At 40.0% G+C, this 13330-nt stretch carries 11 protein-coding genes and 1 pseudogene; 11 read left to right on the forward strand and 1 reads right to left on the reverse strand.

Annotation, left to right across the window (positions count from 1 at the left end):
- A partial coding sequence (locus tag M1F91_RS07860) for a G5 domain-containing protein (protein WP_247913234.1) occupies positions 1 to 1646 on the forward strand: 1646 nt, incomplete at its 5' end.
- Positions 1647 to 1758: 112 nt separating this feature from the next.
- Here the strand turns inward: M1F91_RS07860 and M1F91_RS07865 are convergent.
- Positions 1759 to 2610 (reverse strand): MurR/RpiR family transcriptional regulator, encoded by an 852-nt coding sequence (locus M1F91_RS07865; protein WP_247913235.1) that lies wholly within the window; start codon positions 2608 to 2610, stop codon positions 1759 to 1761.
- Positions 2611 to 2802: 192 nt separating this feature from the next.
- Here M1F91_RS07865 and pbp2b point away from each other — a divergent pair, with 192 nt between their 5' ends.
- The 10 genes and pseudogenes from pbp2b to M1F91_RS07915 form a co-directional block, all read left to right on the forward strand.
- Positions 2803 to 4845, forward strand: a complete 2043-nt coding sequence (gene pbp2b, locus M1F91_RS07870) for a penicillin-binding protein PBP2B (protein WP_282185031.1) — start codon at positions 2803 to 2805, stop codon at positions 4843 to 4845.
- A gap of 10 nt (positions 4846 to 4855) precedes the next feature.
- Entirely contained in the window at positions 4856 to 5452 is a 597-nt protein-coding gene (gene recR / locus M1F91_RS07875; protein ID WP_000966747.1) for a recombination mediator RecR, read from the forward strand.
- Positions 5453 to 5618: 166 nt separating this feature from the next.
- Positions 5619 to 6662, forward strand: a complete 1044-nt coding sequence (locus tag M1F91_RS07880; protein ID WP_247913237.1) for a D-alanine--D-alanine ligase — start codon at positions 5619 to 5621, stop codon at positions 6660 to 6662.
- A 53-nt stretch (positions 6663 to 6715) separates the two neighbouring features.
- A complete protein-coding gene (gene murF / locus M1F91_RS07885; RefSeq protein ID WP_247913238.1) occupies positions 6716 to 8089 on the forward strand; it encodes a UDP-N-acetylmuramoyl-tripeptide--D-alanyl-D-alanine ligase in 1374 nt (457 codons plus the stop codon).
- Positions 8076 to 8687 carry an NUDIX hydrolase gene (locus M1F91_RS07890; protein WP_247913239.1) on the forward strand — a complete coding sequence of 204 codons (612 nt, stop codon included), beginning with the start codon at positions 8076 to 8078 and terminating at the stop codon, positions 8685 to 8687. The genes murF and M1F91_RS07890 overlap by 14 nt, the downstream gene beginning before the upstream one ends.
- 121 nt (positions 8688 to 8808) lie before the next feature.
- A complete protein-coding gene (locus M1F91_RS07895) occupies positions 8809 to 9516 on the forward strand; it encodes a TIGR02206 family membrane protein (RefSeq protein WP_247913241.1) in 708 nt (235 codons plus the stop codon).
- A gap of 158 nt (positions 9517 to 9674) precedes the next feature.
- Positions 9675 to 10121, forward strand: a complete 447-nt coding sequence (gene rplM / locus M1F91_RS07900) for a 50S ribosomal protein L13 (protein ID WP_001044622.1) — start codon at positions 9675 to 9677, stop codon at positions 10119 to 10121.
- 18 nt (positions 10122 to 10139) lie between these two features.
- The gene (rpsI, locus tag M1F91_RS07905) at positions 10140 to 10532 is read left to right on the forward strand and encodes a 30S ribosomal protein S9 (protein WP_000075969.1); all 393 of its coding nucleotides are present in this window, start codon (positions 10140 to 10142) and stop codon (positions 10530 to 10532) included.
- A 987-nt stretch (positions 10533 to 11519) separates the two neighbouring features.
- Positions 11520 to 12185, forward strand: coding sequence for a hypothetical protein (locus M1F91_RS07910; protein ID WP_247913242.1), 666 nt, complete (start codon positions 11520 to 11522; stop codon positions 12183 to 12185).
- A gap of 10 nt (positions 12186 to 12195) precedes the next feature.
- Positions 12196 to 13330: pseudogene (locus M1F91_RS07915) on the forward strand (hypothetical protein); the annotation flags it as partial.

Raw genomic sequence — 13330 nt, forward strand, 5'->3', positions numbered from 1 at the left:
AGCTAGTTGCATTAACAGAGCAAGCCTTAACAGCTATCCAAGAAGCTAAGACTCAAGATGCTGTTGAAAAAGCCTTGCAAGACGCTTTGGTATCCATCAACAATCTTCAAGCAACTCCAAAAGAGGAGCCAAGCAAGCCAGAAGAACCAAAACAGCCAGAGGAGCCAAGCAAGCCAGAAGAACCAAAACAGCCAGAGGTACCAAGCAAACCAGTAGAGCCTAAGCTTGACTACGATAAAGCTATGGCAAGCTTGTCCGAAGTCATTAAAAGTAAAACAGCTGAGTTGGGGGATGACAAGGAAGCTAAGAAGAAACTAGTTGAACTAGCAGAACAAGCCTTAGCTGCTATTGAAGAAGCCAAAACTCAGGATGCAGTAGATAAGGCCTTGCAAGACGCTTTGACATCTATCAACAATCTTCAGGCGACACCAAAAGAGGAACCAGCTCCAGAAGAGCCAGCAAGACCAGAGGAGCCAAGTAAGCCAGAAGAGCCAGCAAGACCAGAGGAGCCAAGTAAACCAGAAGAACCAAGTAAGCCAGAAGAGGAAGTGAAACATTCAAGTCTTCCAACTGAAGGTGTTAAAGAATTGAGTGTAACTCAACCAAGCCTTGAAGTAACGACAGAAGCAATTGCCTTCAATACGATTCGTCGTGAAAATTCTCTCTTAGCTAAAGGTAAGGAACAAGTCGTTTCTGAAGGAAAAGACGGACAAGTAACGACTTATGTAGAAGTTGACGGCAGCGATCGTAAGGTTGTTAAGGTTGAACGTGAGGAAGCTCAAGACCGCATCGTTGAAGTAGGTACTCAAGAAGGAACTGCTATGCCGACAGAAGGCGTTATGAACCTGGACTTTAACCTACCAAATCTAAAAGTAGAGAAAGAACCAATCGCCTTCAAGACTGTTCGCCGTGAGAATGCTGATTTAGCTAAAGGTAAGGAACGAGTTGTTTCTGAAGGAAAAGACGGACAAGTAACGACTTATGTAGAAGTCGATGGTGACAACCGTAAGGTTGTTAAGGTTGAACGTGAGGAAGCCCAAAATCGCATCGTCGAAGTTGGAACTAAGGAAGAAAGTCCATCAACTGATAGCAGATTGAAGGTCTTGAAAGATTCATCAACAAACTTGAAACTGATTGCTCGAGAAGGGGATCTCAATGGTGGTTCTGTTCTAGAGGTCGATAAGGTTGCTGACCAGGTCTTGGAAGGTCGCCGTTTCGATGCTTATCAAATTCAATTGAAGAATGAGAAAGGTGAACTTGTTCAATTGAAAGGTGCAGCCCTTGTTCAAGTTGCTGTGGCGTCTGATGTAGCCAATGTCTATGCTATGAATGCAAATCAAGAATTGCAGGAAGTGAAGTTTGAACAGAAAGGTTCAGCACTTGAATTTGTAGCTCCACACCTAGGTGTCTATGCGGTAGTGTACAAGGATGCAGCACAACCAAGTGCACCAACAAGTGCAGAAACTCCTGCTCCACAACCTATGGGAGAAGATAAGCCTTTAGCAGAGGCTAAGGGAACTGTAGCAGATTCTACAAGCAAACAGTTGCCGGCAACAGGAGAAGAAGTAAGTTCAGCTCTCTTGCCTGCCCTCACTCTTGTTTCAGGAATGATGCTATTCTTCTTCAAAAAAGAGATGAAGGATTAGCAGAGACTAAATCAAAGAAAGTGTTTTAAACACTAAAAAAGGGAGTCCCATAGTGGACTCCTTTTTGTGGGGAAAAATATTTTAAATAGAAAACCCTGAATGGTTTCCAATTTCAGGGCTTTCTATGTCTTGTGTTTCTACGATAACCATTCAGTCTATTATTCTCCCAATAGCTATTAAAGATTTTTTCTTTACTTTCGCGATCGATCTCTAGGAAATAAGCGTAGAGTAAATCAATGATAATCAGCATTGGAATCTGAGCAGAAATTCGTTGAATATAAGATGCTTGGTTTTGGCTTGCGACCAAAATAGTTTCTGTAAATGCTTGAGTATCCTTATTCGGTGAACTTGTAAATAGAACTGTCTTAGCTCCCATATCTTGGGCATCTAATAAACTATCGATGATGGACGGTGTTGTTCCTGAGAGGGAAAAACCAAAGACCAGACATTTTTCATCAATGATACTAGTCGTCCAGGCAAAACCGTCTGGATCTGTTAAGGCTTCACAGACGACACCCAATCTCATAAAACGTAGCTTCATCTCACGTGCGACTAGACCAGAACTCCCAGTTCCGAAAAAATACACGCGTTCTGATTGCTCAATCATCTGAGCTACACGTTCCAGCTGCTCATCGTCAATCAATCCTTGAGAAATTTCTCGAAGATTTGCATAACTTCTAAGGACTCTCTGAGTTAAAGGATTCATATCCTGTTGAGGAGCAGAAAGAGTATCTTTTTGTTGCTGATATTTGAAGATGAATTCTCGATAGCCCTTAAAACCACACTTCTTGGCAAAACGAGTGAGCGCTGCCTGGGAAATATGAAGTTTTTGCGTGACTTGTTGAGAGGATAAGTCATCATTTATCGTATCTGCCTGCAGAAAATAGCGGGCAATTTCTTGCTCTAAATCGGTCATTTCTTCAAAGTGAAGGTCGATAATCGTAGAGATATCTTGCTTATTCATGGAACTCCTTTTATAGCTATTTGCCAAAATTACTTTGACAAATCTAACAAATAAAATAGCGCTTACCTCCATTATATCATAGAAAATACTTTTTGGACCAAAAAGGAAAAGTCTTTTCTTTTTCCATAATTTTCTACCTAAATTATGGTACAATGAAGAGTGTGATTTTGATTAGAAATGAGATTGATGTGTATGAGAAAATTCAATAGCCACTCGATACCGATACGGCTTAATCTGTTGTTCGCAATCGTTATCTTGCTCTTTTTAGCAATTATTGGTCGTTTGCTTTATATGCAAGTTCTTCATAAGGATTTTTATGAAAACAAACTCGCTTCTGCTAGCCAAACTCGAGTAACCATGGGTTCCGCTCGTGGAGAAATTTATGACGCAACAGGAAAACCTTTAGTCCAAAACACCGTTAAGCAAGTTGTTTCCTTTACACGAAGCAACAAGATGACTGCGGCTGATTTGAAGGATATTTCTAAAAAATTATTGACCTATGTCACAGTCACCTCTCCAGAGTTGACGGACCGTCAAATGGCTGATTACTACTTGGCTGATGCTGAAGTTTATAAGAAGACAGTTGAAGCACTTCCAAAGGATAAACGATATGATTCAGATGGCAATCAACTTTCCGAATCTGAACTCTATAACAACGCTGCTGAGAGTATTACTTCCAGTCAATTAGACTACTCAGAGGATGAAAAGAAGGCAATCTATATCTTTAGTCAGCTCAATGCAGTAGAAAATTTTGCGACAGGAAATATTCAAACGGATCCTTTGAGCGATACACAGGTAGCTGTGATTGCTTCTGCATCTAAGGAATTGCCAGGTATTTCCATCTCTACTTCATGGGACCGAAAAGTCTTAGAAACCTCTCTTTCATCAATAGTTGGAAGTGTTTCTAGTGAAAAATCTGGTCTTCCAGCAGAAGAAGTGGACGCTTATTTGAAAAAAGGTTACTCACTCAATGACCGTGTTGGGACTTCCTATCTTGAAAAGCAATACGAAGAAGTCTTGCAAGGAAAACGTACCGTCAAGGAAATCCATTTGGACAAGCACGGAGACATGGAGAGTGTAGAGAATATCGAAGAAGGAAGCAAGGGTAAAAATATCAAATTAACCATTGATTTGGCCTTCCAAGATAGCGTAGACAACCTCTTAAAGAACTATTTCAACTCAGAACTTGCAAATGGTGGAGCTAGATATTCAGAGGGTGTCTATGCAGTAGCCCTCAATCCTAAGACAGGTGCTGTATTAGCCATGTCAGGAATGAAGCACAATGTAGAGACTGGAGAACTGACCACGGACTCACTTGGTACAGTAACCAATGTCTTCGTACCAGGATCTGTCGTTAAGGCAGCTACCATCAGTTCAGGCTGGGAAAATGGGGTCTTGTCAGGAAATCAAACCTTGACAGATCAACCAATCGTCTTCCAAGGTTCTGCCCCTATCAATTCCTGGTATACTCCTTATTACGGTTCTTTCCCGATTACAGCCGTTGAAGCCTTGGAGTATTCATCCAATACTTACATGGTCCAAACTGCTCTTGGAATCATGGGGCAAACTTATCAGCCGAATATGACGGTAGGAACCAACAATCTTGAATCTGCCATGGGAAAACTCCGTTCAACCTTCGGTGAGTATGGTTTAGGAGTTTCTACAGGAATTGACCTACCAGATGAGTCAACAGGCTTTATCCCTAAAGACTATGATTTGGCCAACTATCTAAATAATGCCTTTGGGCAGTTTGATAACTACACACCGATGCAGTTAGCTCAGTATGTAGCAACTATTGCCAATAATGGTGTCCGCTTAGCTCCTCATATCGTGGAAGGAGTCTACGACAACAACGAACAAGGTGGTCTAGGAGAACTCATTAAGCAAACGGACAGCACAGAAATGAATAAGATTAATATTTCTGAGTCTGACATGTCTATCTTGCAACAAGGCTTTTACCAAGTATCGCACGGGACAAGTGCTCTCACGACAGGTCGCGCCTTTTCAAATGGGGCAGCAGTCTCCATCAGCGGGAAAACCGGTACAGCCGAAAGTTACGTCAATGGTGGCCAAAAAGCCAACAATACTAATGCCGTGGCCTATGCTCCAAGTGATAATCCTCAGATTGCAGTTGCAGTTGTTTTCCCGCATAATACGAATCTAACTAATGGTGTCGGACCTTCGATTGCTCGCGACATTATCAATCTCTACAACCAACACCATCCAATGAACTAGAAAGGAAGCCATGCTTTACCCAACACCTATAGCTAAGCTGATTGACAGTTATTCTAAACTTCCAGGTATCGGGATTAAGACAGCAACTCGACTGGCCTTTTATACCATTGGGATGTCGGATGACGATGTCAATGAATTTGCAAAAAATCTTCTTGCAGCCAAGCGAGAATTGACCTATTGCTCTATTTGTGGACGCTTGACAGATGATGACCCTTGTTCTATCTGTACCGATCCTAGCCGTGACCAGTCTACGATTCTGGTTCTGGAGGATAGCCGCGATGTCGCTGCTATGGAAAACATCCAAGAATACCACGGACTTTACCATGTTTTACACGGTTTGATTTCCCCTATGAATGGAATTAGCCCAGATGACATCAACCTCAAAAGTCTCATGACTCGCCTCATGGATAGCGAAGTTTCAGAGGTCATCGTGGCCACCAATGCGACTGCTGATGGTGAAGCAACTTCCATGTATATCTCTCGACTACTTAAACCTGCAGGGATTAAGGTTACTCGTCTAGCAAGAGGTCTAGCAGTAGGAGCAGATATCGAATATGCGGACGAAGTAACGCTCCTAAGAGCTATTGAAAATCGTACCGAACTTTAGTCTGTAAGGATATAGAATAGGCAATTAGCTAGTAGATACGATATATAAGAAATCAAGAGACTGGATTTATTTTTAATCCAGTCTCTTTTGTGCTATTCAAGTTTAAAAAAATAAACAAATGTGATATACTAAAAAGCGAGTATTCTAGTAGAAATAGGACAATCATATGAAACAAACAATTATTCTATTATATGGTGGACGCAGTGCAGAGCGTGAAGTGTCTGTATTGTCAGCTGAGAGTGTCATGCGTGCGGTTAACTATGACCGTTTTGAAGTCAAAACTTTCTTTATCAGCCAGTCTGGTGATTTTATCAAAACCCAAGAATTTACCCAAACTCCTGGCCAAGATGAACGTCTCATGACCAATGAAACGATTGATTGGGACAAGAAAGTTGCTCCAAGTGCCATCTACGAAGAAGGCGCAGTTGTTTTTCCAGTTCTTCATGGACCTATGGGAGAAGACGGTTCCGTTCAAGGTTTCCTAGAAGTCTTGAAAATGCCTTATGTCGGTTGCAACATCTTGTCTTCAAGCCTTGCTATGGACAAAATCACGACTAAACGTGTCTTAGAATCTGCTGGGATTGCCCAAGTCCCTTACGTAGCCATTGTTGAAGGGGATGACTTAGCTTCTAAGATCGCAGAAGTTGAAGAAAAATTAAGATATCCAGTCTTTACCAAACCATCTAATATGGGTTCTAGTGTTGGTATTTCTAAGTCTGAAAATAAAGAGGAACTCCATCAAGCTCTCGAACTCGCTTTTAAATATGATAGTCGTGTCTTGGTAGAGCAAGGCGTCAATGCGCGTGAAATCGAAGTTGGGCTTTTAGGAAACTATGATGTCAAGAGCACTCTACCTGGTGAAGTTGTCAAGGACGTAGCCTTCTATGACTATGAAGCAAAATACATCGATAACAAGATTACGATGGATATTCCAGCTAAGATTAGTGATGATGTAGTAGCAGTCATGCGTAAAAATGCAGAAGCTGCCTTCCGTGCTATTGGCGGGCTTGGTCTCTCACGTTGTGATTTCTTCTATACAGATAAGGGAGAAGTTTTCCTAAATGAGCTCAACACCATGCCAGGATTTACCCAGTGGTCTATGTATCCCTTGCTCTGGGACAATATGGGGATTAGCTATCCAGAACTAATCGAGCGTTTGGTTGATCTTGCTAAGGAAAGCTTTAACAAGCGTGAAGCGCACCTATTGTAAAGATAGCTATAAGGGCGGGGCAAGACTCCCTGCCCCTTTTTAAAGGAGTAAACATGAAACTTACGATTCACGAAGTTGCGCGTGTTGTCGGTGCAAAAAATGATGTGACAAGCTATGCGGACAGTCCACTAGTTAAGGCAGAGTTTGATAGTCGTTTGATTGGACCTGGTGATCTATTTGTGCCACTCAAGGGGGCGCGTGATGGTCATGACTTTATCGAGACGGCTTTTGAAAACGGCGCTGTTGTAACCCTGTCAGAGAAGGAAGTAGCAGATCATCCTTACATTTTAGTAGAAGATGTTTTGACAGCCTTTCAAGCTCTTGCAGCCTATTACCTTCAAAAGACAGGAGTAGATGTCTTTGCTGTTACAGGTTCAAATGGGAAGACAACGACCAAGGATATGTTGGCTCATTTACTTTCTACAAGCTACAAAACCTACAAAACGCAAGGAAATTACAATAACGAGATTGGACTACCTTATACAGTTCTTCATATGCCAGATGATACTGAGAAGTTAGTCTTGGAAATGGGACAGGATCACTTGGGAGATATTCATCTTTTGTCTGAACTGGCTCATCCGAAAACAGCTATTGTGACTCTGGTCGGAGAAGCACATTTGGCCTTCTTCAAGGACCGTTCTGAGATTGCCAAAGGTAAATTACAGATTGCTGATGGAATGGAGAAAGGTAGCTTACTTTTGGCGCCAGCTGATCCCATTGTAGAGGATTATCTACCTTCTGACCAAAAAGTAGTTCGTTTTGGTCCGGGTGCAGAACTCGAAATTACAGACTTAATTGAGCGTAAGGATAGCTTGACTTTCAAGGCTAATTTCTTGGAGAAATCCCTTGATTTACCAGTAACAGGTAAGTACAATGCGACCAATGCTATGATTGCTTCTTACGTTGCCCTGCAAGAAGGAGTGTCTGAGGAGCAGATTGGTCAAGCCTTCCAAAATCTAGAGTTGACCCGCAATCGTACCGAGTGGAAAAAGGCTGCCAACGGTGCAGACATCTTATCAGATGTCTACAATGCCAACCCAACAGCCATGAAGTTGATTTTAGAAACTTTCTCTGCTATCCCAGCTAATGAAGGTGGTAAGAAAATCGCAGTTCTGGCGGATATGAAAGAACTTGGAGACCAGTCTGTTCAACTTCATAATCAAATGATTTTGAGCCTGTCACCAGATGTCCTTGATACCGTTATTTTCTACGGTGAAGATATCGCTGCCCTAGCCCAATTAGCCAGTCAAATGTTCCCAATCGGTCATGTTTATTACTTTAAGAAAACAGCTGAGGAAGACCAGTTTGAAGCTATGCTTAAGCAGGTCAAGGAGAGTCTTGGTGCACATGACCAAATCTTGCTTAAAGGTTCGAACTCTATGAATCTAGCCAAGCTAGTAGAAAGTTTAGAAAATGAGTGCAACTGATTTCGCTAAAGCTATTCAGAGAATGTTGGCCATTACTGACACTGGACTGACCTATACCAAGGATCCTTTTGACCGCGAACGTTATGAGGATTTACGGCAGATTTTATCAAATATCTTGCAGGATCAAACAGAGCTTGATCAAGAGGAATTGACTACGATCTTAAAACCAACAGGTAGCTATGCAACTCCCTTGATGGATGTGCGAGCTTGGATTGTTCAAGACCAGAAGATTTGTTTGGTTAGAGGACAAGGAGAGGATACTTGGGCATTACCTGGTGGCTTTGGTGAGGTAGGATATTCTCCCAAGGAAAATATCCGAAAAGAAGTTCAGGAAGAAACAGGATTTTCGGCAGAAGTAGGCTATTTATTGGCAGTTTTTGATACCAACCTCTTTCAACTTCAGAACAAGCAGTATGCAAAGTTCGTCTTTGACTGTCAGTTATTAGATGGACAATTTCAAGAAAATCAAGAAGTTGCTGAATTAGGCTTTTTTGATATTTCAAATCTCCCTCCCCTATCTGAAAAAAGAATAACCAAGGAACAAATGGAGATTCTATGGCAGGTCTATAAGGGTGAGCGGGAACAATATATCGATTAGAAGCTTTGCTTTATCTTAAGGCCGATAGCTTCTTTGGGACACAAAAATATAAGAAATAAATGTAAGCTAGGCTCTATGGAGATAAGTAAGAGGTGGCTTATATGAAAATGAGGAAAATTATATGAATGTTTGGGATGCTTTATTTACCACCCAACCGACGGAGCCACCCCAATTTGGATTTACTTGGTTCGCAAGCACATTTGCCTTACTGTTTTTGACAATTTATCTTGCTTATCGCTATCGTGATAATAAGGTTTGTCAACGATTCTTCCAGATTATACAGGCAATACAGTTAATCTCGCTTTACAGCTGGTATTGGATCAATCAGTTCCCCCTGTCAGAAAGCTTGCCTTTTTATCATTGCCGATTAGCCATGTTTGTAGTTCTACTACTACCAGGTGTTTCAAAAACCAAACAGTATTTTGCTTTGCTTGGAACCTTCGGGACGATTGCAGCCTTTGTTTATCCAATCCCAGACGCTTACTCTTTCCCACACATCGTTATTTTGTCCTTTATTTTCGGACATCTAGCCCTTCTTGGGAATTCCTTGATTTATCTTTTAAACAACTACGATGCACGTCTCTTGGATTTCAAAGGTATTCTTATACTGACCTCTTTACTCAATGGTTTGATTTTTATAGTCAATTTATTGACGGGTGGAGATTACGGTTTTATGACAAAACCACCATTAGTGGGAGACCATGGTCTTGTGGTTAATTACATCATTGTCACTCTATTTTTGACTTGTGCTATTTTCCTCTTCTCTAAAGGTTTTCAAGTCATCACTCAGGAGAAGGCAGAAAGAAGATTGAAAATCTGGCAGAAATAAAAAATATTTTCCCAACCGCTTGACTTTTATCTGAGAATTTTGATACAATAGTAGGCGGTATTGTTTACCCCATTTGTAAGGCCCCGGAACCTTTCAAATACCCTGCGGACCGGAACATCCGCCCTGTAAACAAAAACGACATTCATATAGGAGAAATCATGAACAAAACTACATTCATGGCTAAACCAGGCCAAGTAGAACGCAAATGGTACGTTGTTGACGCAACTGATGTACCTCTTGGACGCCTTTCAGCAGTTGTTGCTAGCGTACTTCGCGGAAAAAACAAACCAACATTCACACCACACACTGATACAGGTGACTTCGTAATCGTTATCAATGCTGAAAAAGTTAAATTGACTGGTAAAAAAGCATCTGATAAGATCTACTACACTCACTCAAACCACCCAGGTGGATTGAAATCAATCTCTGCTGGTGAACTTCGTTCTAAAAATGCAGTTCGTTTGATCGAGAAATCAGTTAAAGGTATGCTTCCACACAATACTCTTGGCCGCGCTCAAGGTATGAAATTGAAAGTATTCGTTGGAGCTGAGCACACTCACGCTGCGCAACAACCAGAAGTTCTTGATATTTCAGGACTTATCTAAGGAAAGGAACAATAAAGTATGTCACAAGCACAATATGCAGGTACTGGACGTCGTAAAAACGCTGTTGCACGCGTTCGCCTTGTTCCAGGAACTGGTAAAATCACTGTTAACAAAAAAGATGTTGAAGAGTACATCCCACACGCTGACCTTCGTTTGGTCATCAACCAACCATTCGCAGTTACTTCAACTGTAGGTTCATACGACGTTTTCGTTAACGTTGTAGGTGGTGGTTACGCTGGTCAAGCAGGAGCTATCCGTCACGGTATCGCTCGTGCCCTTCTTCAAGTAGACCCAGACTTCCGCGATTCATTGAAACGCGCAGGACTTCTTACACGTGACTCACGTAAAGTTGAGCGTAAGAAACCAGGTCTTAAGAAAGCTCGTAAAGCATCACAATTCTCAAAACGTTAATCAATACGATTATATCAACGTTTACAGACATTCAAGAATTATCTCTTGGATGTCTTTTTTGTTTCAAAAAATCAAAGTTCACCCCAAAATTCACCCCATATTCACCCCATCAATTTTTTAAACTACGAAATGCAATATCGCCAACAGTCTGATTTACAGTATCCTTTGTGTTTACATATATTTTTGTTACCTGTTTATCGTTATGAGTAAGAGTTTCTGACATAGCTTCTTTTTTAGTTTTAACATAAACAATACTCTAGTAAGTGGTAAAACAACTATACAATTATTTGTATAGGGAACCTAAGCAGGGTTTGCTTAGGTTATTGTTGTGTCTTCCAATAGGAATATATAACAAGTTTAATGATGTAGCTAAGTCTTGGTAATCTAGTAGCACCATCCTCTTTCATTAAATAATATCGAAATTCATCAAGACTATTTACAACTTTTTCATCTAAATATAGTCTAGGGGTTACTGATGTTTCTAGACTAGAATTGATGTTTTTTATATCTTTTTCCATTTCTTCACGTAGTTTTTTTCCATGTATCAATGGAATAATGCTTTATGTTTCTATATGATTCTTCAATGATATTTCCGATAGACGCTTTAAAACAATTCTGAAAGAAACACCATTTAATTCCTCGTAATGATTTGATAGAAGTGTTTGTTCTAGTGTGCTTAGAAAATTATTTTGACTTAGTTCTTTGATTTTACGCTCTTTTGTCTTTGAATTTAATTACCCCTAAGTGCCTTTAATCGTACGAATAATACTTATTTTGATAATGACTTTTATAAGCCGCATAGAATTCATTTTAAAAATAGACATTATAGAGTGTCAATTTAATAGTGGTTAAACGAGTATGACTAACAAATATACAATAATCTTTCGAATCTAGTATTTCTTATTGAATTAGAATACTTATTAAAAGTACTTTTTAATACATTAATGGTATAATAGATATAGATTTCACTATATAGGAGCAATATATATGAAAAAAACAAAAATGATTTTATGGTTAATGATAGGAGGAATTATGCTTATGGCGGCAGCATCATTGAATGGATGTAGCTTTGGTGGTGAAAACATTCCAAAAAACAGAACAAAAGAACAGTACGAATTTGAAAAAACCTTTGAACCTATATTTAAATTTTTAGAACAAGAAAAAAAGGATTTTACGGGATTAAAGGCTTATATTTGTGATGTTTATATAAAAGTCGGAGAACAAGTAAATGATTATGAGATTGATTTAGATATTACTGAATCGGCAATTAAGGGTGATTACACAATAACACTTGGCGAGGATAAAGAAATAGTTCCAGTTACTTACTCTAATGGTAAACTAAATTATGGCTCGGAGGTAAATCCTTTATTTGACGAAAAAATTCTTAATTTAGTGGTTTCAAGAGATTATTTCGCTTCCTTAGATGTGGAAAGGACTTTTAAGAGTGCAGAAACAGAGCTTCGTGATATTATCTATAAAACAGAAAATCATTCTGACCTCTATAAATATCTTAAAAATAAGTACGATATGCCAGAAGATACGACCTGTCGAATAAGATTAGATTACTCTAATGGAAGAATCTATGGAATTTCAATACTAATGGAATCTAAGGATAAGGCTGTTCAAATAGATTTAACAATCTTTAAACAATAGGGGGGAGTTTATGAACGAAATCGAAAAAAGCAACCGCAGAGTTGAAATGTCAGCAGTCTTATCTGATGCTGTATATAAATACGAAGTAGCCTATACTGCTGGTTTCAAAAGCCCCCAAAAAAAGGCAGAACAAGTCTTGAATGATGCTGGTATAAACGCTAAAAGTTATGATATCGTAGACACAATGTATGATAGAGGGTCGGGAGTTGCTGCTATTGCTGTTTACGATAAACTGACAAAGGAGACCTACATCGCCTACGCTGGAACCAACATGGATGCTGATGGCCATAAGGATCCTATTGTAGACCTTGCCATTGCCTTAAATGACACCTTGTACTTAAAAGAAAAAAACAAACCCGCTCTTGATTTTTATGATAGAGTGGAGGCGAATGGACACTATATTAGCACAACTACTGGCCATTCTTATGGAGAATATCAGGCTGGAAGGACAGCCATGGAGAGACAAGTCCCCTATAATTTTGGCTATCAAGGTGCTCCTCAGTCGGTAAATGGTAAGACTGCTAACGAGATGGTGGCAGATAGAGATGCTGCTTGGTATGTAGACGTTATTGGTAAGAGTAACAATTTTGAAGAGTTCAAACAAAAATTAGAGGCGAAAGCTAATGCAGCGAATTTCGGGATAACTAGGATGACTTTTGGTTTTAAGAAAAATACAGTTAAACTTCCAGACGATGCCGTTCTTAGGCAGTATTGGGATTATCTGTCTCATTTAAAAGTTACTTCTCCTGAGACTTTAAAAGCTGCTAAAGAAGAAGCAGAACGAATTGAAGCGTTAAGGAAGAATTACAAGGGTTACTCTGTGACGTTTTCCACCACGCGAGATGTGTTGACGAATATTGCTTGGGCTCAGGATGGGAAAGAGATTTCATTTGGAGGACAGGCGCTAGACAATAGTACTGCAGAGACACTGCTGGATAACAACACTTGGTTAGTGCTAAAATTTTTGGGAATCACAAGGGAAACTAAGTATCCTGGCAATGTTGTTGCGATTGATTTGCCGATTCATCATAGTATGACGGAGTACAGAGAAAACGCTGAAGCTATGGAATATACAAAGCAAGTAGTTCTAGAACAGTTATTTGCGGTTGATATAGATGGCGATGGTTTATTAGATTTTGCAGTGA

This window comes from Streptococcus sp. oral taxon 431 (assembly GCF_023110115.1).
In the GTDB taxonomy this organism is placed as follows: domain Bacteria; phylum Bacillota; class Bacilli; order Lactobacillales; family Streptococcaceae; genus Streptococcus.